This is a genomic window from Candidatus Pantoea multigeneris (genome assembly GCF_011752615.1).
GTDB lineage: Bacteria > Pseudomonadota > Gammaproteobacteria > Enterobacterales > Enterobacteriaceae > Pantoea > Pantoea multigeneris.
Genome location: NZ_VWXF01000002.1, coordinates 747,911 through 774,266 on the forward strand (window position 1 = coordinate 747,911; position 26,356 = coordinate 774,266).

Sequence of the window (26,356 nt, forward strand, 5' to 3'; positions counted from 1 at the left end):
ACACAACAAAAAACCCTTGCCTGAAAGTGATTATCATGGAGAACAAATAATGAGCGATTTTGACCAGTTACTGCTGACTCTGGAAAAGGCCAAAATATCAATCGCACTGGACGACGAGGATTTGGTGATCACCGCAGCCAAAGGGGCGCTGACCAGCGAGATTAAAAGCGCGCTGCGCGAACACAAAGCCACGATGTTGAACGCGCTGCGGAGCGGTAAACGCCTCTCCAACGCCTTTGAGGTGGTGGTGCCGGCGAACAAAATCACCCGCCAGACCACGGCGATTACGCCGGAACTGCTGCCTTTGATCGATTTTAGCCAGGACGATATCGATCAGGTTGTCGACCAGGTATCCGGCGGTGTCAGCAATATTCAGGACATCTATTCGCTGGCTCCGTTACAGGAGGGGATCCTGTTTCACCATATGCTGGCGAGCAAGGGCGACCCCTATCTGCAAACGGGCCAGATGAACTTTGCCAGCCGCGAAAAAGTCGACCACTATCTGGCCGCCGTTCAGAAGGTTATCGACCGTCATGACATCATGCGCACCGGCTTTTACTGGGAAGGTGTCTCTACGCCGTGCCAGGTTGTACAGCGGCAAGCCACACTGCATGTGCAGGAGGTTCAGCTGGACCCTGCTAACGGCCCGATTGCTGAGCAGTTAGCCGAGCGCTTCGATCCGTCCCATTACCGGATTGATTTGGCAAAACCGCCGTTGCTGCACGCCTTTGTCGCCTACGACGCCCCTAACGATCGCTGGGAAATGTTCCGGGTGCTGCATCACCTGATTGATGACATCACGTCGGTGCTGATCCTGTCGGCTGAAATCCACACCTTCCTGGCAGGGCGCGGCCATACGCTGCCAGAGGCACAGCCCTTCCGCCGCCTGATTGCCCAGGTCCGTCTGGGTAAGAGCCCGGAAGAGCACGAGCGTTATTTCCGTTCGACACTGAGTGATATCGACGAGCCAACCGCGCTGTATGGGCTGGTTAATATGCTTGATGACGCTGAAATCATTGAGGTGACGCGCAAAGTGCCGCAGCAACTCAATGACGTACTGCGCGGCTTTGCACGACGTCTGGGCGTCAGCCTGGGCAGTATTTGCCATCTGGCGTGGGGACAGGTGCTGTCCTGCCTTAGCGGCCAGGATTCGGTGGTGTTCGGGACCATTTTGTTTGGCCGTATGCACGCCGGTGAAGGCGCAGACCAGATCATGGGGCCGTTCATTAACACCTTACCGCTGCGTCTCGATATGACGGGGGCCAGTGTTGAGGAGAGCGTGCGTGCGACCCATAAACGGTTAGCGGAATTGCTCAGCCATGAACACGCCTCATTAGCGCTGGCCTTGCGTTGCAGCGGAGTGACCAGCGGGATGCCGCTGTTCAATACCCTGTTCAACTACCGCCATAACCGCGAGTCTGAGAGCAAGTCGCTGGACTTTGTGGTCCCCGAAGCCGATCAGTGGGACGGTTTTGAAGAGCGAACCACCTATCCGATCACCCTCTCCGTGGATGACTATGGCAGCGCGCTGGGCCTGAATATTCAGGTCGTCGACTCGCTGGATCCGGAACTGCTGTTTGCCTATATGCAGCAGGCGCTGGAAAACATCGCCAAAGCCCTGGGTGAAACGCCTCATCTGCCGATGCAGCAGATCGACATTCTGCCTGCTGCGGAACGGCATCTGCTGTTGAATGAATGGAATAACACCGCCAAAGCGTATCCAGAGGTGGCTTATACCCACCAGATGTTTGAGGCGCAGGTAAAACGCACGCCGTCGGCGACGGCGCTGCGCTTCGGTCAGCGCCAACTGAGCTACGCCGAGCTGGAGGCATTATCCAACCAACTGGCGCACATGCTGCACCAGCAAGGGGTGAAACCGGACGATCGCGTCGCCATCTGTCTGGATCGCAGTCTTGAGATGGTGGTTGGCCTGATGGGCATCATGAAGGCCGGTGCGGCCTATGTGCCGCTTGACCCGGATTACCCGGTTGACCGTCTTGACTATATCCTGCAAGACGCGACGCCGAAGCTGCTGTTACTCGATCCCCGTGGACGCGAGATCACCGCCGGGCTGGATACGGCTGGCCTGCAGACCCTGGATCTCAACGTTGACGTACTGGCGGCGTCTTCCTTCTCTCGCACACCGCTCTCCCCTGATGAACTGGGTCTGAAGTCACATCACCTGGCCTACGTTATCTATACTTCAGGCTCAACCGGCAAGCCAAAAGGGGTGGAAAACGAACACCGTGGCCTGATCAACCGCTTGCAGTGGATGCAGGACGCCTATCAACTCGACAGCAGCGATGCTGTCCTACAGAAAACCACCTTTAGCTTTGACGTGTCCGTGTGGGAATTCTTCTGGCCGCTTTCCGTGGGGGCAACGCTGGTGGTGGCCCCGCCAGGCGCGCACAAAGATACGCAAGCGCTGGCCCAGGTGATTCAGGAGAATCACATCACGACGCTGCACTTTGTTCCGTCGATGTTGAACCTGTTCCTGGCAAGCGAAGGCGCTTCGGCATGCCGTTCGTTACGCCGCATTGTGTGCAGTGGTGAAGCGCTGAGCTCTGCCAGCGTGGTCGCCTGTCACACTGCGTTGCCGGATACCGCCGTGCATAACTTGTATGGACCCACCGAAGCGGCAATCGACGTGACCGCCTGGACCTGCCCGCGTGATTTGCCAGCCGCAGCCATTGTGCCGATTGGCCGCCCTATCGCTAACCTGCGCATCTATCTGCTCGATCAGCACCTGCGCCCGGTGCCGCTCGGCGTGGCGGGTGAGCTGTATATTGCCGGAACCGGCGTCGCGCGCGGTTACCTCAATCGCCCGGATCTGACGGCTGAGCGCTTCCTCAAAGATCCGTTTGTCACCGATAGCCACGCCCGCATGTACCGCACTGGCGATCTGGCACGCTACCTGCGTAATGGCGACATCGAATATCTCGGACGTAACGATAATCAGGTCAAGATCCGCGGTTTCCGTATCGAACTGGGTGAGATTGATGCCGTGTTGCTGCAACAGCCTGACATCAGTGAGGCCGTCGTGGTCGCCCGTGATGACGCGCAAGGCGATCTGCGCCTGGTGGCCTATGTGGTGCTGAATGCCACTGCGCAGCGCCACAATACTTCAGAATCTATCGCCCAGTGGCGTGAGCGCCTGGCTGCGCAACTGCCGGACTACATGGTGCCAGCCGCCTTCGTCAGGCTTGACGGGCTCCCGCTGACCGCTAACGGCAAGCTGGATCGTAAGGCTCTGCCGTTGCCTGATGACGACGCGTTCTTCCGCAACACCTACGTTGCGCCAGAGAGCGATGTTGAGATCGTCATGGCCGAACTGTGGCAGGAGCTGTTGGGCGTGGAACGTATTGGTCGTCACGATAACTTCTTCGAATTAGGCGGCCATTCGCTGTTGGCGGTGCAGCTGATGCAGCAACTGCGCCAGCGCGATTTGAGTATCGAGATCCGCGAGCTGTTTGAAAATCCGACGATAGCAGAGCTCGCCGAACGCACCGTTGAACTCGATGAGATGAGAATATGATCGATTTTGATGGCCTGTTACAGGCCCTTGACGAGGCGAATATTGCCTTGTCCCTTGATGGCGAATCACTGGTCATTAAGGCGGCTAAGGGCGCATTAACCCCGGAGATTAAGCTGGCGCTGCGTGAGCATAAACCCGCCCTGGTGGACGCTTTGCGCGCAGGCCGGGATTTCTCCGCTCAGGGAGGCAGTCACGGTGCGCGCGTGCCCGCCAATCTGATTACGCCTCAGACCACGCACCTGACGCCAGAGATGCTACCGCTGATTGATCTGACGCCAGAGGATATTGCCCACATTGTCGCCCAGGTTCCGGGCGGCATGGCAAATATTCAGGATATCTATGCGCTGACGCCGTTGCAGGAGGGGATCCTCTTCCTGCATCAACTCAGCGATAACGGCGATCCTTACCTCCAGTTTGCCCGGGTTTCTCTGGCAAACCGCGCAGTGATGACGCAATACATCGAGGCCGTCCAGCAGACCATTAACCGGCACGATGCTCTGCGCACCGCCTTTATCTGGCAGGGGCTGTCGACACCGGCACAGGTAGTGTTACGGCAGGCCCCTGTGCAGGTGACGGAGCTGGTGCTCGATCCGGCCAACGGCCCTGTCATGTCGCAACTCACCCAGCGCTATGATCCGGCACATTACCGGATCGATTTGACGCAGGCTCCCCTGCTGAGCCTGCATACCGCGCAGGACCCGCACACCGGACGTTGGGAAATGGTGATGCTGCAACATCACCTTATCGACGATATCGCGTCGTTGCAGATAATGATCGAGGATATCCGCGCTTTCATGCTCAATCGCGGTCATCTGTTGCCCGCGCCACAGCCTTTTCGCCGCTTGATTGCCCACATCCGGGCATCCGCTTCCGCCGCGCAGCACGAGCAGTTTTTCCGCGCGATGCTGGCGGATATCGATGCCCCAACGCTGCCGTTTGGCATCGCGAATGTGACCGTGGATAACGCAACGGTGGTTGAACACCACCAGAACGTTGAAAAGCCGCTGGTTGACCGCTTACGGGCCCATGCCCGTCGGCTGGGGGTCAGTATGGGAAGCCTCTGCCACCTGGTGTGGGGGCAGGTCATGGCGCGTGCCAGCGACAGCGATACCGTGGTCTTTGGCACCATCCTGCTGGGCCGTTTGCAGGCAGGCGCGGGGGCTGAGCAGATCATGGGGCCGTTTATCAACACGCTGCCTATCCGTCTGGATCTGGGTGACGTGGGTGTCGAGGAGAGCGTGCGCACCACGCATAAGCGCCTGGCAGCCTTACTTGAGTATGAACATGCATCCCTGGGCCTGGCCCAGCGGTGCAGTGGGATTGCACCGCCAACGCCGCTGTTCAACGTGTTATTCAACTATCGCCACAATCAGCAGTCAGCCGATGAAACCCCGGCTACTCCGGCGGGCGAACGCGATGCCATTGAGTGGCACGGCTTTGAGGAGCGTACAGACTATCCGCTGACGGTCTCGGTGGACGACTTTGGCGATACGCTGCGTCTGAATGTACTCGCGGTGCCAGAGCTCAGCGCGGCACGCATCATGGGCTATCTTCTGCAAACCCTGGCAAGCCTGGCGGAGGCGCTGGATAACACGCCAGCACTGCCGATGCATGCGCTGAACATCCTGCCTGCCGCGGAGCGTCACACCCTGCTGGACGAGTGGAATGATACGCAACGGGAGTATCCGGCGACGGCAAGCGTGCACCATCTGTTTGAGCAACAGGTCGCCCGCACGCCTGACGCCGTGGCGGTGATTGAAGGTGACGCGCAGTTGCGCTATCGCGAACTGGATCTGCAGGCTAACCGCCTGGCCTCGGCGCTCATCGCCTGGGGCATCCAGCCTGGTGATATTGTGGCGCTGCTGTTGCCCCGTGGTCGCGCATTGCTGGTCGCGACGCTGGGCATCCTCAAGGCGGGGGCAACCTACGTGCCGCTGGATCCGCTCGCCCCGCAGGCGCGCCTGAACGGGATGATTGATGACTGTGCCGCGCGGTTGTTAGTCAGCGATGCGCATCAACCGCTGGCCGCACACCTGAACCTGCCGATGATGGATATCGGCAGTAACGAAATAACGCGAGCAACGCCCATCCCGGAGGGCATTCTGCGTGCTGGCACCGCACCTGCGTATCTTATTTACACCTCCGGCTCTACCGGGGTGCCGAAGGGCGTGCTGGTCCCACACCGGGCGATCAGTCGTTTGATTTTCAACAGTGGCGTTGGCGAGTTCCAGCCGGGTGATCGCATGGCGCTGGCCGCCAATACCGCTTTCGATGCCAGCACGCTGGAAATTTGGGGACCGTTACTGACGGGCGGCACCTGCGTGGTGATCCCGGCGGAGACCCTGCTCTCCCCGGCGGAGCTGGTGCAGGTACTCAGGCAGCATCATGTCCAGCAGATGTGGCTCACGGTGGGTTTGTTCAACCAGCTGTATACCGAACTGGCCCCGGTGATCCCGCAGTTCACGTCGCTGTTTATCGGCGGTGATGTGCTCGATGCGGGCGTAATTGCTCAGGTCATGCGCACTTCGCCGTCTGCGAAGCTGGTGAATGGCTATGGCCCAACGGAAACCACCACGTTCGCAACCACCTACGCCATTGATGAGGCCAGCGTCCTGGCATCGGCTATCCCTGTTGGACGCCCCATCGGCAATACCCGCACCTATGTGCTGGACCGCCATCAACATCCCGTTCCGTTAGGGGCCGTGGGTGAACTCTATATCGGTGGTGACGGTGTCGCCCTTGGCTATCTCAACCGTGAGACGTTGACCCGCGAGCGCTTCGTGGCCGATCCCTTTACCGCTGACCCTGCGGCACGAATGTATCGCACAGGCGATCTGGTGCGTTATCGTGAAGACGGCAATTTGCTGTTCGTTGGCCGTAACGATCAGCAGGTTAAACTGCGCGGTTTCCGTATTGAACTGGGCGAAATTGAGGCCCGTCTGGCCGAACATCCACTTGTGGAAAAAACGCGGGTGCTGGCTCTCGACGCTGGAAGCAGTAAGCGCCTGGTCGCCTATGTCATCAGCACCGCAGAAGAAGCGGAGTTGCTGGATTATCTGAACGCGCGGCTACCGGATTATATGGTACCTGACCGTATCGTCGCCGTGGCGCAGTTCCCGTTAACGGCGAACGGTAAAGTGGACCTCAAAGCGCTGCCCGCTGTGGCGTTCACGGAAACAACCGCCTGGCGCGCACCGCGTTCGGCGCAAGAAGAGGTGCTCTGTCAGCTCTACGCTGAATTGCTACAGGTGCCGCGTGTCGGTATTGATGACGATTTCTTTGCGCTGGGCGGCCATTCTATTCTGGCAACGGGCCTGATTGCCCGTATCCGCGCCCGGCTGGGCGTCGAGCTGCCGGTTCGTGTGCTGTTTGAGCATCCCACGGTGGTGGGACTGGCCAGACACCTCAATACACCACACAAAATCCGTCAGCCACTGACCCAGATAACGCCGCGTCCGGTCCCGCTCCCGGTCTCCTACAGCCAGCATTTGATGTGGGTCGGACAGAATACGCGCGGCAACAACTCGTCGCTCAATACGCCGATCGTGGTTTCACTGGAAGGCTCACTGAATCTGGCCGCGTTAACCGCCGGGCTGAACGATCTGGTTGAACGTCATGAAACACTGCGAACCCGTTTTGCCGTCATCAACAATCAGCCGGTGCAGGTGGTTTCACCGTTTAGCGAGATGCAGATCGAGGTGCCCTGCATTGACATCAGCGCGGAGAAGATGAATCAAACCGTGTTTGACGCGATTACCTATGTCTTCGATCTCGCCGTTGATTTTCCGTTCCGCCCCGCTATTTTGCGCGTCACGCCACAGCAGCACATCCTGGTGTTGTTGTTCCACCATATTGCCTGTGACGCCTTTTCACTCGCGCCGTTAACGCGTGATCTGACGCTGGCTTATCAGGCACGCAGCGCAGGCCGTGCGCCTGATTTCATCCCGTTGCCGGTGCAATATGCCGACTATGCGGTGTGGCATCGGGCGTTACTCGGCGATCCGAATCAGCCGGACAGCCTGTATGCCGAACAGTTGTCCTACTGGAAAGACACCCTCCACGGTGTCCCCGCGACCTTGTCCCTCCCGCAAGACTACCCACGCCCGGAACGCCCGAGCTATCGGGGAGAAGTCTTGCCACTGCGTATTCCTGCCGCTCTGCATCAGCGTCTGAGCCGGCTGGCACGCGAGCGCAACATGACACTGTCGATGGTATTGCAGGCCGCATTGGGGATCTTTTACACCCGCCTGGGTGCTGGGGAGGATATTCCACTGGGGGCCATTTTGGCCGGGCGCAGTGACGAGGCGCTCAACGAACTGGTGGGATGCTTCCTGACGCAGTGGGTCATGCGCGTCGATACCTCGGGGAACCCTTGCGCCAACGATGTTCTTGAGCGAGTCAGGACGCAAGCGCTGGCCTCTTATGATCACCAGGACATCCCCTACCTTAAGTTGGTTAGTGAGCTCCTCCCGGTGCGTTCACCGGCGCACTATCCGCTGTTCCAGACCATGATGATCCTGCAAAACACCCCTGCGGAGGTGTTTAACGTGCCGGGCCTTGAAGCCCGCGTCCTGCCGGTTCACAGCGGCAACACCAAGTGGGATCTCTACTACATGCTGTACGAAAAATACGGCGATGAAGGCACCCCGCTGGGCATGGAGGGCATCCTCGAGTACGCCGTGGATCTGTTTAGCCGTGAAACCGCTGAAATGCTGGTGACGGGTTATCTCGCCACCCTGGAAGCGATGGCTGAGTCCCCCGAGAAGCCGATTACGCAGTTGTCCGTGAGTGGCCTTTCTGGCCGTTGATAACAATAGACTGAGTGAGCGTAAATGACTGAGTTACTTGATGTTATGGAAGAAAATATTAATACGCTTCCGCTAGAGCAGCTGAACCCTGCCCGCCGCGATCGGTTTGTGAATGCCACCGAATTGCCGGTGTTTGAACGTTTACGCCGGGAAGATCCGGTGCATTACACGCCGGACAGCGAATTTGGCCCTTACTGGTCGCTGACGCTGTGGGAGGACATTCGTGCCGTGGGCAATAACCATCACGATTTTACTTCTACGGAAAATATTGACCTCAAGTCGATTGAAGAAAAAATCAATCTTGAAGCCGCGTTAAAGGCACTCGGCCATAAACGCCGCAAGAATATCGGGTTTATTACCATGGACCCGCCGGAACACACGAAGCACCGTAAAGCCGTAGCGCCGGGTATGGGACCGGCTATCCTGGCCCAGATGGAGCCACTCCTGCGTGAGCGTGCGGGGGTTATTCTCGATAATCTGCCGGTGGGCCTCCCCTTTGACTGGGTGGATAAAGTCTCCAAAGAGCTGACCGCCACCGTGCTGGCGACACTGTTTGATTTCCCGTTTGAGGATCGCCGCCTGCTGACCTATTGGTCAGATATGCTGATGTACGAGCCTGGGCACGGCCCGGTAAAAAGCTGGGAACACAAAGCTGAAGAGACGGTGAAATGTTATCAGGCCTTTGAGGCGCTGTGGGAAAAACGCCGCAACGAGCCGCCCTCCCATGACCTGATCTCGATGCTCGCCCACCACCCTGAGACCTGCAACATGACCCTTGAAGCGTTCCGGGGCACCATCGTGCTGCTGATTATCGGCGGCAATGACACAACGCGGAACACCATATCCGCCAGCCTTTACTGGCTGGATAAATACCCTAAGGAGTACGCCAAACTCAAGGCTAACCCGGAACTGGTGATGTCGATGGTGTCAGAGACGCTGCGTTTTCAGACGCCAATTAACTTTATGAGCCGCGTGGCGAATCGCGATGTTGAGATCCGTGGCAAGCATATCCGCCAGGGTGACCGTGTCCTGATGTGGTATCTGTCCGGTAACCGGGACGCTGCGGTGATTGACGATCCGGATACCTTTTGCATCGATCGTGAGCGCGCACGTCGTCATCTCTCATTTGGCGTGGGGGTTCATGCCTGTATCGGCAGCCGGGTTGCCGAAATGCAGTTATCGATTATCTGGCAGGAGATCCTCAAGCGCTTCTCCCATATTAAGGTTCTCGGCGAGCCCACACGCAGCTACTCCAATTTTTTACACGGGTTCGAGAACCTTCAGGCCATCATTCCAAAGAATACTCAAGATGCGAATCAGTAATTTAGCGGTTTGCCGCGCATTTAAGGGCGGTGTTTGATGAAAATATCCTTGTTTACGGCGGGTTCTATGGGCGACATTCGCCCCTTTATTGTACTGGGTAAACGGCTGCAACAGATGGGGCATCAATGCGCCATCATGTCGGGCGAAAGAAACGAAAAAATCGTTACTGACGAGGGACTGGAGTACGACCGATGGGATCTTGACCTTCCCGAGGCGCGTCAGGTGGAACAAGGCCTGATGAACGGTGACTCGGCCCATAAGGCAGCGAAAAAAATGTCGGGTGTGGTCGATAAACTGATGTCGCTGTGGGTCGAGCAAGCCACTGAGGCTGTGCAAGGTAGCCGCCTGATCATCGCTGCGAATCAGGCGGTTCCCCTCGCGCTGTCTGTTGGGGAAAAGTTTGATATCCCGGTGGTCTCCCTCTATTTCGCTCCTTTAACGCCGTCACGCTCCATACCGCCCCTTTTCCTGAAGCCCATCATCAGGTTGCCGGGGTTTCTCAATATCGCGCTCAGCAAAGTACTACGTCTCGTGATGTGGCGTTTTGTGGCGAAGTCCTATGCGGCGTGCCGGGCCAACCTGGGGCTTCCCGCCTGGAAATGGGGCGGCCCCTGGTCTGACAAAATCTATGATTCCAGAAAAATCATTTATGCATTTAGCCCGTATCTAGTGCCAAGGCCAGAGGAGTGGCCGGAAGCCTCCATCAAGATAGCGGGCAGCTTGTCCGGTGAAATGAGCAGTACACAAGGCGTTTCACCGGCGCTGGAACAGTTCATCGTCAGCGGTGAGAAACCGGTTTATATCGGTTTTGGCAGTATGGTTTGCGTTGATCCCGAAAGTCTGACGCAAAAAATCATCAACGTCATTAAACGTTCAGGTCTGCGTGCTGTAATCATGACCGGCGGGGGGGCGCTCAATAAGGAACTGATTGCGGCCGCCAATCTGCCGGGCGTGTTTTGCGTGGAAAACGTGTCTCACTCATGGCTTTTCCCACGCGTGAAAACCGTATTCCACCACGGAGGCAGTGGCACCGTAGCCGCCGCCGCGCGCGCTGGAGCACCACAGGTCGTTATGCCCTTTATCTATGACCAGTTTTACTGGGCATGGCAGATGGAGATGTTGGGGGTCAGCGGCGGCAGCCTCAATGTCAAACGCATCGAGGAAGGCGACATTGAAAACGCCCTGCAGAAAAGTTTTTCCCCGGAGGTGGCTCAATGCGCGCATACGCTCCGGCAAAAAATAAGCGTTGAGAACGGCGTAGATAACACCATTACGGAACTGCAGCATTGGGGTTTGCTGTGAAAGAATAAATAAAAGAGGTTTGTGAATATGTATAACGGAACTTCTGCAAAAGACTATTTTAACCACACCGGTGAATACGCCTCAGACAGTGAGGTAACGGATATTATTCCTGACAGATTGCATCTGGATGCCCTCCAGGTAGGACAAGTTTTTCACAGCCATGAATATTATGTCAGCGCTGATGAAATCAGGGCATTCTCGTCCAAATACGATCCTCAGCCTTTTCATATGGACGATGAACTGGCGAAGGACTCTATCTTCAATGGCCTGACGGCCAGCGGTTGGCTTACGGTCAGTATCACCATGAATCTACTGGTGAAAAGTCTGCCGCTGGCGCAGGGAATTATTGGCACCGGCGTGGAGAAAATTAACTGGCACCGGCCGACCCGGCCTGGAGACAGACTGCGAATCAGCGCTACTATCACGGAAATCACACGATCTCCCGCCCGTCCAGACCGCGCCGGGGTGAGTATTCATATTTCAACCATCGGTCAGGATAATAAAATACGACAAGAGCTGGTCGGCAACTTACTTATTTTGCGGGCAAAAGATCCCTCCGCGACTTGTTAAACAGAACAATAAGTGCTTCGTCGCTTTCAACCTAAGGAAACAATGCGTGATCACTGATATTTCTGGCAGCGAAAAAAATACGTTGCTTCAAGGTTCAATATTGCGTTCTCTGGCCCAAATTGGTGTCCCCGTAATTGTAGCGAATCTCCTGCAATCCGGTTACATCATGGTGGATGCTTTCTGGGTTGGCCGTCTGGGAGACAAAGCCGTTGCCGCGATATCGGTCAGTCAGCCGATCGTTTTTCTCGTTTTTGCCCTGGGGATCGGCTTTAGCGTTGCGGGAGCGACGCTGGTTGCACAGTATATCGGCGCTAACAAGCATCATGAGGCGAATACTATTGCATCGCAGGTCTTCATGTTGGCGCTGCTGTTCGGTATCCCGATTTCCGCAGGTGCTTATATGCTGTCGCCCGCGCTGCTGCGAACGCTGGGCACGCAAGATGATATCTTCGCGTTGGCGCTGAGTTTTCTGCGGGTGATCGTCAGCGGCATGGTCTTTACCTTTGGGTTTGCGATGTTGCAGTCACTGATGAGAGGCGCAGGTGAAGTCCGCATCCCCTTAATGATCACACTGGGAACCCTGATCCTGAATGCGGTTCTGGATCCGTTACTGATCTATGGTTGGGGGGCACTCCCCGCCTTTGGGGTAACGGGTGCGGCCATCGCGACGCTGATCAGTCAGGGCATCGCCATGGTGGCTGGGCTTGTCGTATTACATTCACGCTTTGTTGTGCTCAGCGTCCATTTTCGGGCCATGAGACCTCGCCTCGATCTCTTAAAGTCAGTCCTGCGACTTGGGGTACCAGCATCTATTGAGCTTTGTGCGCATGCCTTGAGCGCCAGCGGAATGGTGGCGCTGGTTGCCGTGCTGGGAACCACCGTGACGGCCGCTTACGGCGTGGTCAACAACATCAATGCATTGGTGATTGTTCCGGCGATTGGTATGTCGATAGCGACGGCAACGCTGGTGGGCCAAAACATTGGCGCAGGCCATTTCAGGCGGGCGCAGGCAATCGGGCGTTTAAGTGCCATGATCGCCTTTATCGCGTTGACGCTGGTGGGGCTGTGCGCATTTATTTTTGCCTCCGAGATTGTGGCCTTCTTCGTGCCCCATCAGGCGCAGGTGATCGCACAGGGCAGCCATTTTCTGCATATCATTGCCCCCAGTTACGGTCTTATCGGGTTACAGATGGTGATTAACGGCGCTTTCCGCGCGATGGGACGCACCATGACGACCATGACACTGGCACTGGTTTCGCAATGGGTGGTGCTGATTCCACTGGCCTGGGTGCTCTCGCACTCAACCTCGCTCGGCATCTCCGGCCTGTGGTATGCGTTTCCGATCACCAACCTGCTGATCGCGGTGGTGGCCGTTATTCTGTTTGTACGCACGGACTGGCAACGTGCAAGTCTGGTAAACCAGCCTGAAAAGGCTCCCCAAGGGGAGATGGTAACCCCGGCTGATGCCCCGTCTGTTTAGTCGTTTGATAGCAGGGAAACCGGTGCGTGGCAGCGTCTTGCTGTCACGCCGTTACCGGCGGTAGGTGAAGGTTTACGGGGCAATGGCTAACAGTGCAGTAAGACAATGGTCAGTAGTGGTAACGGCAGGATGCGATCAGTAGGGCATCATCGCCTACAGCATATACAAGCCGGTGCTCTGCCGTGATTCGACGGGACCAGAATCCCGCCAAATTGTGCTTCAGAGGCTCTGGCTTTCCCTTTCCGTCAAAAGGCGTCCTGCTGGCATCCTTAATAAGCTCGTTTATTTTTTTAACGGTTTTTTTGTCCGTTTCCTGCCAGTAAAGATAATCTTCCCATGCTTCCGCAGACCATGTCAGTTTCACTCAATAAGATTCCTTTCCACACCATCACCGTTTTTCAGGCTTTCAATCGAATCCATCAGCCTGCGCGCATTCTTCGGAGAACGCAGCAGATAGGCAGTTTCTTCGAGCGAATTATATTCCTCAAGGGACATCAACACACACGACTCCCCGTTCTGGCGGGTAATAAGGATTGGCGCCCTGTCTTCAACAGTTTGAATCATCGTTGTAGACAGGTTTTGTCGTGCTTCACTGTAACTTACTGTTCTCATATACACCTCCAGCATTTGTACATGTAATTGTACAACAGTTCTTGCTCACAATATACTTATCCCTCTTCCGACACAAGATTCCCCCTTAAAGCTTAAGCAGGGCATTTTACACGCTGCTGGCTTTTACCGAAGACAGTTGGGGGGCATTAGCGCCCGACGAACTGTGGCTGAACTAAGCCACCAATCATCGCGAACCCGTTAAAAAGTGGCGATGGAAGCCGGGTCGATAATAAGGCCCGGCAAACAGGTTCGCGACTACAGCCGCTGAATGTAAAGTTGCTATCCTGTCATTGAGCAGAATCCAGAGAGATATCAAGATGAGTAAACTACGCGTAGGTATTGTCGGTTTGGGTGCGATTGCGCAAAAAGCCTGGCTGCCAGTGATCACCTGTACTGACAGTTGGCAGGTCGCTGGGGCATTTTCTCCAAATTTACAAAAGGCGCAGCCCGTCTGCGATCGCTACCGCATACCGCTTTTTTCATCGCTAGATGCGCTCGCAGAGGCCAGTGATGCCGTTTTTGTGCATAGCAGCACAGCAAGTCATTTTACGATAATCGATAAGCTTCTGCGGGCGGGTAAGGATGTCTGCGTTGATAAGCCACTGGCGGCTACGTTAAGTGAGGCGGAACAGCTGGTAGAGCTGGCAGCGAAGTCAGGCCGCAAACTGATGGTGGCTTTTAATCGCCGTTTTGCGCCGCGTTATCTCCAGCTACAGGCTGCGCTTCAACAACCGGCTTCGATACGCATGGACAAACATCGAAGCAACAATATTGGACCCGAAGATGCAAGATTCACGCTGCTAGACGACTATCTGCATGTGCTGGATAGCGCGCTTTGGCTGAGCGGCGGAGCTGGCACATTGAAAAGTGGTACCCTTCAAGTCAATGACCAGGGATGCCTGGTGTATGCCGAACATCATTTCACGGTAGATAATATACAAGTGACAACCAGCATGCACCGCAACGCTGGCAGTCAGGCTGAACGTATTTCTGTGGTGGATAACGGTGCGCTGTATCAAATCAGTGAGATGCGTGACTGGCAGTGCGAACAGGAAGGGAAGCTGATTATAGACCCTGTTCCGGGCTGGCAGAGTACGCTAGAGCTGCGCGGTTTTGTGGGTTGTGCATTACATTTCATTCGCTGTGCCGAAAATCAGACAGCGCCTCTGATAAGCGGTGATCAGGCGCTTATTGCGCAACGGGTGGTCGAAAAATTATGGCTCGATGCGCATAAAGGGTAAATCGCCTTTAACTGCGGACATCAATTAACATGCAGTGAGAGGGTCACTGATTTAAAACAGTGACCCTCTTATAAGAATACGAACGGTTTTTTGTGTTCAACGACCAGTACATCATGATTTAACTTATGCAAGATTTACACATCTCAAGCTCAAACTTGCCTTTCATCACATCCTTTCTCATTTTCCTGAACTCATTGCTACGCCAGATTTCGATGATGCTTTTTTCTTTGACGTTGCCGAAAGAGGTTGTTTCATGGAAATCGTTAGTGCAAAGGACATTGCCTAAATGCGTGACGGAGATTTCATCTGAAATATAAAAGCATCGTTTTAACTTTCTTGATTTTTTAGGTTCGACGCTTCCACTTCTGTTGAAAAGCGTTAAGTTATCAAGGGTTCTCACCTTTAGTGTTCCATGTTTAGCATATTTTTCTTCCACCAAACGCTGAACGTTTCTTGGCATTTTTGGTGTGTGTTGTGTGACGAGGAACCCCGTAACCCCAGCAGCCATACACTCATCATACGTTGTCTTGCTTAGCCGAATGCCATTGGTATGTATGATTATCTGGCATTTGGGGAGCTTTTCTCTTGCATAGGCCATCAACCTCGGCAGCCTCTCATCCAACAAGGGTTCGCCAAAAAAATGCGGCGATATGCGGCCTGAATAATTAATGGTCGCGAGATCGTCAATCACCTTCCTGAACATCAGTTCATCCATATACTTAGTCCCTCTTCCTCCCTCAAAAGAGGTGGGACAATAGCTACACTCTAAATTGCAATGAGAGTTTATTTCAAAATCAATGGCGGTAAATATATCCCGGTTAAAGAAGCCGTAGGTGACGATTTTGTTCAGCAGGTTGTACCACCCCCTCAGCGTAGGCTTTATCGTTTCAGGGGTGTTTTGCGCAAGTATCCGATACAAAGGGTTTAAAATTAACGGTAATTTCATCTGCCCTCCCAATGCGGTTTAGGATTTTTCCTATTACACCCTTCCGCGAGATGAAAAACAACCGGTATTAGAATTTAAAATTTATTAAGCCGACATTACTCTTTACGCCCTATTATCTCTTTTACTATCCCTGCGGGATTGATAAAATTGCCACGCAGCCCTGGGCTAGCGTCCTCTCCCGACGACCATATCGGTGATGACACCAGGTTCGTTCTGGTCCTGTTTAGCAGGACCATCCCTTTCAGACAAAACCGCCTTTGGGCGGTTTTGTCGTTTCAGCCCTGCACAAGACTTTGAGTGTTTTTTGCATGGTAAGGTATCACGGTTTGTGTGCCGCCAGCGGATATTCGATGGGCCTCCAAAAGAGGCCTGTATTTTACTTTTTGCGCTGCAATGTTATGCGCGTGAGTTCTGAAGGACGTCCCAATCTTATTGCCATTCCAGGCCAGAGTGCGGTGCCGTTATTTACATACAGCTGCATGCCATCAACCTCATAAAGCCCTGAGACAAAACCCGCATTGGGTTTAACAAACAGCCTGTCAAAACCCAGAATCAGTCCGCCGTGCGTATGACCGGAGAGCTGCAAATCCACTTTTTTCGTCGCGTTGTTACGGGCATTTTTAGGTTGATGATCAAGCAGTATCACTGGGGCATCAGCGGGGCTTCCCTGCAATGCTTTCTCAAGGTCAGGGCCGGTAGCCTCTCTGCGGGACGCTGAGGTGTCGGGCAAACCTGCAATCACTAATTCGGCATCGCCGCGTTTGATCGTTGTGTGGCTGTTGAGCAAGGGTTTTAGCCCTAAAGTTGCGAGATGCTCAGTCCATCGTTGCTGTTCGAAAAAGTATTCGTGATTCCCGGTGATAGCAAATACGCCGTCTGGTGCATGCAAACCGCGTAAGGGTGCTACGTCGTTGATGCGATTTTCCACCGTTCCGTCAATCACATCGCCAGTTACCAAAATCAGATCGGCGTTCAGCGCCATCGCCTTGTTCACCACGGCAGTGGTCCATTTGGCGTTGAAGAGTTTGGTGATGTGCAGGTCGGTCAACTGCAGCAGCTGGTAGCCCTCAAATTCGCGCGGAAGATCCTCTATTTTGATCGTCACCTCTTTGACCGGCGGCACGCGGATGGCCTGATGAACCCCCACCGCCGAGATGACCATTGCAACAAGCGCGATCACATAACGCCCCCCTGGGGCAATCGTCAACGGATGCCTTACCAGCAGTGAAAGTACCGTCACCACATCGACGAGTAATTGCATAAACGCGAGCAGCAAAACCGCGCCAAATGCCCAGTTGAACAGGATAGTAACGGCTCGCGGCATCTCAGGAGAGAAGATTCCGCCCGGCGTAAACCGGCTGATTAACAGGTACTGGGAAGCCAGCAACACCAGCAAAGACAAGACGATTTTTAAGCCGAGTGGGATGGCTAATGGAAAAAGGAAGCGTGCGATAACATACCAACTCGGTATGCTGAAAATGAGATGGAACATGACTCTCTGCCCTGTTGATCAACATAACGTATCACGCATGGTACAGGATTTAACCCGATGATCCCCAATACATCATCCTGATATAAGGTATTCTGGCCGTGCAAAACGGCCAGAATACCCCTTCAGGTTATCTACGGGTTTTGCATCTCAGGCCCACCTGATTTTCCAAAGGGTGCTCCCTCCGATGAAGGAGGGAGGGGAATTTGGACGAGCTTGAAAAGCCCGCGCTTTTAGCCCCGTTGGTTTTGAATGTATTTTTTTACGACTTCCAATGGGGCACCTCCGCATGAACCCGCAAAGTAGCTGCGCGACCAGAGTACAGGCTTGCTATAGGCGGCGCGTAGGTCAAGATATTCATTTCTCAGTCGCCTGCTGGTGACTGCTTTGAGTGAATTTACTAACTTCGTGATCTGCACTGTAGGCGGGTATTCAATCAACATGTGAAGATGGTCTGCCTCGCCGTCACACTCTTTTAATTCAGCACCAAACTCAGTACAAACCTCAGATACATACTGACGTGCGCTATTGATATGCAATTCGCCAAAAACCTTGCGCCGATACTTAGTTACAAACACAATGTGAACATGCAGAAGAAAGGCGGCATGACGGCTACGATTAAACTCGTTCTTCACTTGACTACCTGTGGATTTATACATTAGATTAGCCTAAATGTTACTACATACTGAATGATAATGTTAATCCAGAAAGCCTTTAAATTCAGACTCGAGCCAACCGATATTCAGGCGCTGAGATTGCGCCAGTTATGCGGCTGTGCTCGATTTGTCTGGAATTACGGGCTTGCGGAAACAAAGAGGCTTCTGGATTCTGGAAATAAGATCCCTTCTTACTTTGACCTCAGCAAACTGCTTACCGCGTGGAAGAAGCAGGAAGACATGGCATTTCTCGCGGAAGGCTATACGGACAACCTCCAGCAAAAACTGAAAGACTTACACACTGCCTGGAAGCGTTGTTTCGATAAGAAACTTGCAGCCAACGCGCCAGTATTTAAGAAAAAATCAGACGGTCGTGACTCAATCCGGTTTGTTAACTTCAACAAATACTGTGAACTGCGTGCCCGCAGAGTGAAAATGCCGTCAGGTTTGGGCTGGATTAAATTTCGCCAGTCGAGAGAAATTGCCGGGAATGTTAAAAATGCGACAATCACCCAAAAAGGCGAGCACTGGTTTATCTCTTTTCAGGTTGAGTTTGAAGTAGCGTCACCAAAGCATCCATCCACCTCAATGGTTGGCTTAGATGCTGGCATTTCTAAGCTCGCGACGTTGTCAGATGGGACAGTTTTCACGCCAGTTAACAGTCTCAAAGCGAGTCAGGAAAAGCTGGCGAAACTACAACGCAAACTGAGTCGTAAAGTTAAGTTCAGTAGTAACTGGAAAAAGCAAAAGCGTAAAATTCAAAAGCTGCATACTCAAATCGCAGATACTCGCCGCGATTACCTTCAAAAAGTCACAACAACAATCAGCAAAAACCACGCGATGATCGTTATTGAGGATTTGAAGGTGTCTAACCTCTCAAAATCGGCGGCAGGGACAACAGACAAGCCGGGGCGCAATGTTGCGGCTAAATCAGGTCTGAACAAGGCGATATTAGATCAGGGCTGGTACGAATTACGCCGCCAGCTTGAGTACAAGCAATCCTGGCGAGGCGGTCAGGTGTTAGCGATAAACCCGGCTTACACCAGCCAGAAATGTGCATGTTGTGGTCACACGTCAAAAGAAAATCGCAAATCACAATCGCGTTTTGTTTGTCTGGCGTGCGGCTACAAAGAGAACGCGGATATAAACGGCGCGCGTAATATTTTAGCGGCAGGACATGCCGTTTTAGCCTGTGAAGTGAACGGTGCATCAATGCCGTCAGCAACAGGAACCAGATAACTGAGTGATCAGTGAGTCGCCCTGTAATGGGAATCCCCCTCCTGAGTCGCGCAGCGTGAAGGTGGGGGAGGATGTCAATGTTCTTTGCATTCAGCATCCCGATTTTGGCCGCAATAAAGATCATCTGCCAACGGAGAGCCTGGCAGATGACAGGCGTAATACGGGAAATTTCCGTGGGATCAGACTTTCTCCGTCTGCACCGACAGCGTATTTTTCAGCATCTTCGCTTCCGCGACCTTTTCGATATCTTCCAGTGCGATACCGCGGGTTTCCGGCACATAGCGCGACAAGAACCAGTAACAGAACGCGTTGAACACCACAAAGATCCACATGGAGAATGCGCCATGGAACTGCTCCTGCAACCAGGCATTGTCGTTAACGATTGGGAACACCAGCGTGATCAGGAAGTTGGTGACCCACATCAGGCCCACGGCCAATCCCATGCTGGATTCGCGGATTCTGTCCGGGAAAATTTCCGAGATCATCACCCAGGCACCTGCGCCCCACCCCATGCCAAAGAACAAGGTAAAGATCAGGATGCCGCTAATGGCGATATAACCGACATCATTGGTATACAGACCCCAGGAGGCGATCAGCAGCCCGGTGATGGCCCCTACGGTACCCATCTTCATGATCGGCAGGCGGCCATAATGGTCAAACAGGTGCATGCCGATAAACGCGCCAACACCATTGAGCAAGGCCACAAAAATGGTCTCGAAGAAGATAATGTCTTTATTACTGGTGGTGCCTTCCAGCATCATCGGCGTGTAGTAGTTGATGACGTTGATGCCGGTAAACTGCTGCAGAACGGCAATCGCTACCCCAACCACCAGGATATAGCGCAATACCGGATTTTCCGGCATCACGCCCTTGCGCGCCGTGGTGGATTTTTTGCCAGCAGACGATGGCAGCTGAAACAGCAGGCGCGCCTCTTCCTGATTGAACTCCGGATAGATACGCGAAAGCACTTTGATCGCCTGCTCGCTGCGGTTATGCCGGACACACCAGTGCGGTGACTCAGGAACCAAAATGATCAAGACCAACATTGCCAGCGATGGCACCAGCTGTACCGCCATCATGATGCGCCAACCGGTTTCTACCATCCATGCCTGCGGCATGCCACGCGCAATCAGATAGTTGACGGTAAATACCGCCAGCACCCCGGCTACAATAGAGAGGTCGTAAGTACCGGTGGCTTTCCCGCGCATTTTGGCCGGCGAAATTTCAGAGATATACATGGGTGTGACTGTCGCCGCCAGCCCCACCGCGATGCCACATATCAACCGTGCGCCGGTAAACAGCGTAAACGAATGGGCTGCGGCGGAGAGATAAGACGTGATGACGAACAGGATGGCGCTGACCAGCATCACCGGTTTGCGGCCGGTTTTATCCGCCATTTTTCCGGCGGTCAGTGCACCGATGACGCCACCGAAGATGATGCTGGACACTGCCCAGCCGGTTTCCATTGAGCTCAGCCCGAAGACCTTCTGAATCGACTCCAGCGTAGCGGCAATCACCCCTTCGGAGTAACCAAACATAAATCCGCCAGCGGCTGCTGCCAGGCAAAGCATATACACATACCGAGCATTAAACTTGTGCTGATAAGACATGATATTGCTCTCCGTTATGCTCGGCCAGGCAGGACAGTGCTGAGCCAGTCACGAGCTCTGGCTACGGTGATCTCCGGACGTTCGAGTGAAGGGTCCTGCTCAGCTTCCACTACCACCCAGCCCGCATAACCAGAGTCATTAATGAACTCGACCAGCGGCAGGAAGTCGATCGCGCCGTCTCCGGGGATGCTAAACATGCCGGCCCGAACCGCCTCGTTGAAAGAGAGATCGTTGCTGCGTACGGTGTCCAGTATTGGCGTGCGTACATCTTTCAGATGGATGTGCTTAATACGTGGGCCAAACTCGGTGATCAGATCGACATAACTGAATCCACCGGTCAGCGCATGCCCGGTATCCAGCAGCAGGCCAACTTCATCACCGGTTGCCGCCATCAGTTGGCGGATTTCATCCTGCGTTTCCACCACCATCATCAGGTGGTGGTGGTACGCCAACGCCAGGCCGTAGCGCTGTGCCAGCTTACTGGCGAATTTGGTCAGACGTGCGCCATAGGCGGCCATCTGCTCTGGGTTCAAGCGGCGGCGGCGGGACATGGGGACATCCAGCGCGTTATCTGCCATTGCGGCACACTCGCCATACACCATCACCTGCGATCCGGTTTTTTGCAGCAGTGTGGCAAACTCATGCACCGCACTCAGCTCTTCATCCACGCTGCGCTCAGCCAGAAAGCCGCTGTGCCAGCCGGAGGCAAGGGAGAGGTGATAACCCGATAACAGCAGATTCAGTTCGTCTGGATTACGGGGAAATAAGCGGCTCATCTCGACGCCCTCATAACCTGCTGCCTGGGCACCCGTCAGGCAGATATCCGCTGTGGCATCTTTGCCAAACTCTTCAATCACTTCATTGGCCCAGGAAAGCGGACTGATGGCCACTTTCACTGATAAGCGCGGAGCTTTGATCGTTTTATTCATATTGTTCTCTCAGTCACTCATTGATGCAGGGAGGTAATAAAGGCGATAACCATCCGAAGTGATTAATTAACAATGATTGTTATCACCCAAAATCTGATGTTTTTTAAATTAAAAAGCGTGTTTCTTAATAGAGGCTAGCAGTTCCTTTGTTAACCACGCGGGATCCCGTTCCCATAAGCGCGGGCTAATTAATTCAATCGACCAGGCTCCGTTATATCCGGTGGATTTAACGGCTTCTGACCAGGCGCGCAGATCAATTTCCCCTTCGCCGGGTATGCAGTCGCGTAATACCGTTTCATCCCAGGGTTCATCAGGGCTGTGCGGCACGCGACCGTCGCCGAAGTGCACCCCAAAAATCATCGTTTTATCCATCTTCGCGACCTCCTCTGGTGTTGCGCCAGCGGCGTAGAAGTGCCAAAAATCCACCACCACACCGACATTCCTCTTACCAATGCGGCGGATCACTTCCCGCGCCTGGCTCAGCGTACGGAATTTAGTGAAAGCGGGCAGCTCAATCATATAGCGAATACCGTGCTGTTCACCGATGGCGGCAATAGCCGCAATATTTTCACTCATGATGTCCATGATCTTTTCATCAGAAAAGTGGTCAATCCCGTTACGCGGCAATACCATGACGGTGTCCGTGCCCAGCTCAACGGCTTCACGGGTGATCTTTTCCGCTTCAGCCAGCAGCTGCTGTTTTTCACTGCCCTGATGCCGTTCAATTCTGTCCAGCGCGCTGAGAAAAGAAATAGAAAGTCCGGCATCCGCAATAATGTGTTTTATTTCCTGCGTCGTACCGCCATTTTCTAAATAACGCACCAGCTTTGGATAAAATATTTCTAACGCATCGAAGCCCGCCTCTTTAGCAAGGCGTACATCAGTTATTAAATTGCCGTGGCTGGTCGAAATACCGTGTAAAGAGGTCAGCATAATAATCACCATAGTATGCAGATAATAATCGTATGTTTTCGTCAGGCGCTCTGCACAGGCAGAGCGCCATTTAACAGACTATTTAGGGTAAGGCGTAGGCAATAACGTAATCGCCGCGATTTTTGTTGGTGCCGGTTCGCGTCGCACCGCCATCCACCACCACGATGTACTGCTTACCATCCTTGCCGATATAGCTCATTGGCGTGCCCTGGCCGCCGACAGGCAGACGGGTGCGCCAGACTTCTTTGCCGGTATCGTTATCGAACGCGCGCAGGTAATAGTCCAGCGTGCCGTGGAAGAAGCTCAAGCCACCCGCCGTGACCAGCGGACCACCGAGGTTCGGCATGCCCAGCGGGATGTACAGGTTGGGCACAATGCCCTCTTTCGGTAAGAAGTTATTGTGGATTGTCGCATCCTGGATCCCACCAAGCGGCACCTGCCATTTCACTTTATTATTCGCCAGGTCAATGGCGGTCAGTGAACCGAACGGCGGTTTAAAGCATGGCGTACCCAGTGGTGACAGGAACATACCGCGTTCCACGCCCCACGGCGTGCCCTTCTGCTCGGAGTATTCGCCTTCAGTTGACGGCTTCAGGCCACCTTTTGCTGCTTCCTCACGAGACAGGAAACGCCCCACCATCGCCATGCGAATGTCATTCACATAGAGGGTGCCGGTGGCCGGGTTGATCGCCATGCTGCCCCAGTTCTGGCCGCCGTAATAGCCAGGCCAAATCAGTGTGTCCTGCTTATCCGAAAGCGGTGTCCACTCACCTTCATAGCGCAGTTTCTTAAACTGGATGCGGCAGTAGAGCTGGTCGAAGATCGTGGCTCCCCACATGTCAGACTCTTTCAGCTTATCAACGCCCACGGAGAGCGCGGAATACGGTTGGGTTTCAGAGACCTGCATGCCTGGCATCACATCGGTCGGCACTTTACGCTGCTCTACCGGGTAAACCGGCTTTCCGGTACGGCGATCCAGCACAAAGATCTGGCTGCGTTTCGTGCCCTGGATGATCACCGGCAGGGTTGTGCCATCCCTCTGCGGCATGTCGTACAAAATCGGCTGTGTAGACACGTCGTAGTCAAACTGGTCAATGTTGGCAGTACGGAAGTGCCAACGCTCCTTGCCGGTTTTCAGGTCTACCGCCACGATGGCATCGGTATACTCGTTCGAGTAAGGATGGCGATCGCCGGTCCAGAAGTCAGGTGTCTGGTTGCCCGTCGGGAAATAGGCCAGACCCAGTTTAGGATCGTAAGCGGCCGTACCCCAGAAGTTAGGCGTTTCACGCGGGTAAGTCTCACCCGCGGGCAGCGGGCTGCTGTCGCTGGCACCGCGTTTCGCATCCCAGGCCCACAGGATCTTACCGCTGACCACATCATATCCACGGACCACGCCGCCAGGCTCGCCCACGGTGAGGTTATCGTTCAGACGTCCACCCACCATGATCACGCCATCGGCCACCAGTGGCGCAGAGGTCACGTTATAGCTCCCCTGCTGCCCGCCTTTGGCGTCAGCCGGCATGTTCACTGTCAGATCGACATAGCCGCCGTTACCAAAGTCTTCACACAGTTTTCCGGTTTCGGCATCCAGCGCCACAATGCGGGCATCAATGGTGGTTTCAATGATGCGTTTGCGACAAGTGGCCGCTGTAGAAACAGCCGTATCAGCCACCTCGCCAGAGGCGGGCTTTTTAGCCGCTAACTGGTCAAGATCGGCATAGCCAACCCCACGGCAGCGTTTCCAGCCTTTGTCGCTTTCAAAGATTTCCGGATGTGGATCGAAACGCCACTTCTCCTTGCCCGTGGTGGCATCAACCGCAATCACTTTGCTGAGCGGAGTACAGAGATAAACCGTGTCAGCCACTTTCAAAGGCGTAACCTGATATTCGGCACCATCAACCGCCATGTCGCCGGTACGATAGGTCCAGGCAACTTTCAGGTCCTTAACATTGCTTTTGTTGATCTGGTCAAACTGGACATATTTTTCGCCGAGGGTATTACGCCCCCAGGCTGACCAGTCGTTGCCCCCCTCGTGACCGGCCTGAGGATTAATCACCGGCGCGGCTTCCCCGGAGGCGGTGACTTCCGCATGGGGTACAAAAATGCCACTGATCAGCGCGACCAGGGCAATCAAGAAGGCACCCGCCGTGGCGAAAGCCGACTTCTTAGGTACCGGCAGACCATTTTTACGGCTTAGCCACGGCACACACACCGACGCCAGTATGGCGAAACCGAGGAACACCGTGACGCGCGGTAAAAATTGCCAAAAGTCATCACCAATTTCCCACCACGCCCACACTACGCTGTAGAGCGCCAGTACCAGCGCCACCGGCCAGGCAAAAAAACGCCTGCGCAGCAGCCCGTAGCCCATGATGCACAATAAAATCCCTGCGAATAAGTAGAACCAGGCTCCCCCTAGTACCGCGAGATACACACCGCCTGCTGCCAGTGCTGCCCCCGCAATAGTCACCAGTGCGCCCAGCGCACCCAGTAGCCAAACAGATTTTCTCATTTTTTCTTCTTCCACTGACTTGCCATTGTTATCCATGAGGTATCAACAGATGCCGCATTTTGACTCTTATTGATACATTAATAAATGCATCAGAGACAAAATAGATCATTACCGATAACAAGCACAACGAAAGATGATCAAAACTGAGACGTAAATCGAATTTTTGTTTCAATAACGCCTTGCAATGAACTGTATGCTCTAAAGAAGTGCATGAATCGTGCTGCGGGTAGCATGCGATCATTGCTGTGGCTCTTTTTTGCTTCTGCATTTGAGACAAAATGACTCAATAGTCAGTATTTGGCTAGATAGCGTTGAAGGGGAAATTGAGACAGTGGCTTCACGAAAAGGGGCAGGTTGCAATCCTCAAATCAGAACGGGCTTGATGTTGCTACACCGCGCCATAAGAAGCAGTGGCAGGCCTTGAAGGTTATGTTTGAAATACATCCCGGAAAAGCCGAAGCCTGAAGACAAGGAATCTGTGTGCTTCTCGTTTATAGGCGTGCCCACATTATCCGAGTATGGTCACCCTTACGACTATTGCTGGTGGACAAGCCACCAGCACACTTACTGACCTAGCAAGCTACAAATGAATCAATCTTGCCATATCTGACACGATCAAGATCTTTTATGAGACGCTGTTCATGCATGTTTTCCAGCGTATGGTGAATGACTTTCTCATCACCAACGTATGCAAGTTCGTTCACATAAATCCTCGAATGGCCGGTCTGCGAGAGATAGCCGCTAATCTTTCCTTGAGCACTGGTATCCAGTACACAATGTTGATGAGAGAACACAATCCCATCACAAACACATTCTGCACTTACGAAGTAAGCATCTCTTTTAGCAACTAAACGTTTGAACACCGATTCGATTTCATCTTCCGGGATAAGGTGCACAACCTGATTGGGAAAAAGGATGCGTTTAAACTGCGTAGCCATACGCATTAAATTGTAATCAATAACAATCTTCTCTAACTCTTTATAATTGTTCATAAAATCTCCTTATTACCCTTTCAGGCATTGTTAAGTAAATCAGTCAGACTAACCCCGGCTGAAAGTGGATTCTCAGAGGTTTGTACTTTCCAGGCTCACAATTTTTCTACCTGACATCATTTTCTCAAATGTTGCATCTCATGATGTTTACCTGGAGAGAAAATTTCTGGCATCGAAAG

At 53.8% G+C, this 26,356-nt stretch carries 18 protein-coding genes; 8 read left to right on the forward strand and 10 right to left on the reverse strand.

Annotated elements, in window-relative coordinates; all coding sequences use genetic code 11:
* The first annotated feature begins 49 nt into the window (after positions 1–49).
* The 6 genes from solG to solL are packed head-to-tail and all read left to right on the forward strand — an operon-like array spanning position 50 to position 13,018.
* Positions 50–3,535 (forward strand): solanimycin non-ribosomal peptide synthetase SolG, encoded by a 3,486-nt coding sequence (gene solG / locus F3J40_RS08630; protein ID WP_167013718.1) that lies wholly within the window; start codon positions 50–52, stop codon positions 3,533–3,535.
* Positions 3,532–8,343 (forward strand): non-ribosomal peptide synthetase, encoded by a 4,812-nt coding sequence (locus tag F3J40_RS08635; protein WP_167013720.1) that lies wholly within the window; start codon positions 3,532–3,534, stop codon positions 8,341–8,343. Before solG ends, F3J40_RS08635 begins: the two co-directional genes overlap by 4 nt.
* A gap of 24 nt (positions 8,344–8,367) precedes the next feature.
* Positions 8,368–9,666 carry a solanimycin biosynthesis cytochrome P450 SolI gene (gene solI, locus F3J40_RS08640; RefSeq protein ID WP_167013722.1) on the forward strand — a complete coding sequence of 433 codons (1,299 nt, stop codon included), beginning with the start codon at positions 8,368–8,370 and terminating at the stop codon, positions 9,664–9,666.
* A 36-nt stretch (positions 9,667–9,702) separates the two neighbouring features.
* Positions 9,703–10,968 carry a glycosyltransferase gene (locus F3J40_RS08645; protein WP_167013724.1) on the forward strand — a complete coding sequence of 422 codons (1,266 nt, stop codon included), beginning with the start codon at positions 9,703–9,705 and terminating at the stop codon, positions 10,966–10,968.
* Positions 10,969–10,995: 27 nt separating this feature from the next.
* On the forward strand, positions 10,996–11,538 hold the full coding sequence (locus F3J40_RS08650) for a MaoC/PaaZ C-terminal domain-containing protein (RefSeq protein WP_167013726.1): 543 nt from the start codon (positions 10,996–10,998) through the stop codon (positions 11,536–11,538).
* A 46-nt stretch (positions 11,539–11,584) separates the two neighbouring features.
* Positions 11,585–13,018 (forward strand): solanimycin export family MATE transporter SolL, encoded by a 1,434-nt coding sequence (gene solL, locus F3J40_RS08655; RefSeq protein WP_167013728.1) that lies wholly within the window; start codon positions 11,585–11,587, stop codon positions 13,016–13,018.
* Between the two features lie 109 nt (positions 13,019–13,127).
* On the opposite strand, the gene F3J40_RS08660 is transcribed toward solL, so the two are convergent.
* The gene (locus F3J40_RS08660) at positions 13,128–13,382 is read right to left on the reverse strand and encodes a Txe/YoeB family addiction module toxin (RefSeq protein ID WP_167013730.1); all 255 of its coding nucleotides are present in this window, start codon (positions 13,380–13,382) and stop codon (positions 13,128–13,130) included.
* Positions 13,379–13,630, reverse strand: a complete 252-nt coding sequence (gene yefM, locus F3J40_RS08665; RefSeq protein WP_167013732.1) for a YoeB-YefM toxin-antitoxin system antitoxin YefM — start codon at positions 13,628–13,630, stop codon at positions 13,379–13,381. The genes F3J40_RS08660 and yefM overlap by 4 nt, the downstream gene beginning before the upstream one ends.
* A 317-nt stretch (positions 13,631–13,947) precedes the next feature.
* Here yefM and F3J40_RS08670 point away from each other — a divergent pair, with 317 nt between their 5' ends.
* The gene (locus F3J40_RS08670) at positions 13,948–14,871 is read left to right on the forward strand and encodes a Gfo/Idh/MocA family protein (RefSeq protein ID WP_167013734.1); all 924 of its coding nucleotides are present in this window, start codon (positions 13,948–13,950) and stop codon (positions 14,869–14,871) included.
* A gap of 118 nt (positions 14,872–14,989) precedes the next feature.
* Here the strand turns inward: F3J40_RS08670 and F3J40_RS08675 are convergent, their stop codons facing one another.
* The 3 genes from F3J40_RS08675 to tnpA all read right to left on the reverse strand — a co-directional run bounded on the left by F3J40_RS08675 (position 14,990) and on the right by tnpA (position 17,941).
* Positions 14,990–15,817 (reverse strand): radical SAM/SPASM domain-containing protein, encoded by an 828-nt coding sequence (locus tag F3J40_RS08675; protein WP_167013736.1) that lies wholly within the window; start codon positions 15,815–15,817, stop codon positions 14,990–14,992.
* Positions 15,818–16,193: 376 nt separating this feature from the next.
* Positions 16,194–17,309 carry a metallophosphoesterase gene (locus F3J40_RS08680; protein WP_167013738.1) on the reverse strand — a complete coding sequence of 372 codons (1,116 nt, stop codon included), beginning with the start codon at positions 17,307–17,309 and terminating at the stop codon, positions 16,194–16,196.
* A gap of 230 nt (positions 17,310–17,539) precedes the next feature.
* Entirely contained in the window at positions 17,540–17,941 is a 402-nt protein-coding gene (tnpA, locus tag F3J40_RS08685; protein WP_370659855.1) for an IS200/IS605 family transposase, read from the reverse strand.
* Between the two features lie 60 nt (positions 17,942–18,001).
* Between tnpA and F3J40_RS08690 the strand changes: the two genes are divergently transcribed.
* Positions 18,002–19,201, forward strand: coding sequence for an RNA-guided endonuclease InsQ/TnpB family protein (locus F3J40_RS08690; protein WP_167013743.1), 1,200 nt, complete (start codon positions 18,002–18,004; stop codon positions 19,199–19,201).
* A gap of 179 nt (positions 19,202–19,380) precedes the next feature.
* Here the strand turns inward: F3J40_RS08690 and F3J40_RS08695 are convergent, their stop codons facing one another.
* The 5 genes from F3J40_RS08695 to F3J40_RS08715 all read right to left on the reverse strand — a co-directional run bounded on the left by F3J40_RS08695 (position 19,381) and on the right by F3J40_RS08715 (position 26,177).
* Positions 19,381–20,811, reverse strand: coding sequence for a sugar porter family MFS transporter (locus F3J40_RS08695; RefSeq protein ID WP_167013745.1), 1,431 nt, complete (start codon positions 20,809–20,811; stop codon positions 19,381–19,383).
* Between the two features lie 14 nt (positions 20,812–20,825).
* Positions 20,826–21,740, reverse strand: a complete 915-nt coding sequence (gene iolE, locus F3J40_RS08700) for a myo-inosose-2 dehydratase (RefSeq protein ID WP_167013746.1) — start codon at positions 21,738–21,740, stop codon at positions 20,826–20,828.
* Between the two features lie 108 nt (positions 21,741–21,848).
* Positions 21,849–22,673 carry a sugar phosphate isomerase/epimerase family protein gene (locus tag F3J40_RS08705; protein ID WP_167013748.1) on the reverse strand — a complete coding sequence of 275 codons (825 nt, stop codon included), beginning with the start codon at positions 22,671–22,673 and terminating at the stop codon, positions 21,849–21,851.
* An 82-nt stretch (positions 22,674–22,755) separates the two neighbouring features.
* Complete coding sequence (locus tag F3J40_RS08710; protein ID WP_167013750.1) at positions 22,756–25,185, reverse strand: membrane-bound PQQ-dependent dehydrogenase, glucose/quinate/shikimate family; 2,430 nt, start codon at positions 25,183–25,185, stop codon at positions 22,756–22,758.
* A 572-nt stretch (positions 25,186–25,757) separates the two neighbouring features.
* Positions 25,758–26,177: a hypothetical protein gene (locus tag F3J40_RS08715; RefSeq protein ID WP_167013751.1), complete on the reverse strand. Its 420-nt coding sequence runs from the start codon at positions 26,175–26,177 to the stop codon at positions 25,758–25,760.
* Between the last annotated feature and the right edge of the window lie 179 nt (positions 26,178–26,356).

Bases quoted from the DNA above. Each gene is read 5' to 3' on its own strand.
- F3J40_RS08690 (WP_167013743.1), top strand. From the start codon at position 18,002: ATGTTAATCCAGAAAGCCTTTAAATTCAGACTCGAGCCAACCGATATT.
- iolE (WP_167013746.1), bottom strand. From the start codon at position 21,740: ATGAATAAAACGATCAAAGCTCCGCGCTTATCAGTGAAAGTGGCCATC.
- F3J40_RS08675 (WP_167013736.1), bottom strand. From the start codon at position 15,817: ATGAAATTACCGTTAATTTTAAACCCTTTGTATCGGATACTTGCGCAA.
- F3J40_RS08715 (WP_167013751.1), bottom strand. From the start codon at position 26,177: ATGAACAATTATAAAGAGTTAGAGAAGATTGTTATTGATTACAATTTA.
- yefM (WP_167013732.1), bottom strand. From the start codon at position 13,630: ATGAGAACAGTAAGTTACAGTGAAGCACGACAAAACCTGTCTACAACG.
- solG (WP_167013718.1), top strand. From the start codon at position 50: ATGAGCGATTTTGACCAGTTACTGCTGACTCTGGAAAAGGCCAAAATA.
- F3J40_RS08650 (WP_167013726.1), top strand. From the start codon at position 10,996: ATGTATAACGGAACTTCTGCAAAAGACTATTTTAACCACACCGGTGAA.
- F3J40_RS08635 (WP_167013720.1), top strand. From the start codon at position 3,532: ATGATCGATTTTGATGGCCTGTTACAGGCCCTTGACGAGGCGAATATT.
- F3J40_RS08670 (WP_167013734.1), top strand. From the start codon at position 13,948: ATGAGTAAACTACGCGTAGGTATTGTCGGTTTGGGTGCGATTGCGCAA.
- F3J40_RS08680 (WP_167013738.1), bottom strand. From the start codon at position 17,309: ATGTTCCATCTCATTTTCAGCATACCGAGTTGGTATGTTATCGCACGC.
- F3J40_RS08710 (WP_167013750.1), bottom strand. From the start codon at position 25,185: ATGAGAAAATCTGTTTGGCTACTGGGTGCGCTGGGCGCACTGGTGACT.
- F3J40_RS08705 (WP_167013748.1), bottom strand. From the start codon at position 22,673: ATGCTGACCTCTTTACACGGTATTTCGACCAGCCACGGCAATTTAATA.
- F3J40_RS08695 (WP_167013745.1), bottom strand. From the start codon at position 20,811: ATGTCTTATCAGCACAAGTTTAATGCTCGGTATGTGTATATGCTTTGC.
- F3J40_RS08645 (WP_167013724.1), top strand. From the start codon at position 9,703: ATGAAAATATCCTTGTTTACGGCGGGTTCTATGGGCGACATTCGCCCC.
- solI (WP_167013722.1), top strand. From the start codon at position 8,368: ATGACTGAGTTACTTGATGTTATGGAAGAAAATATTAATACGCTTCCG.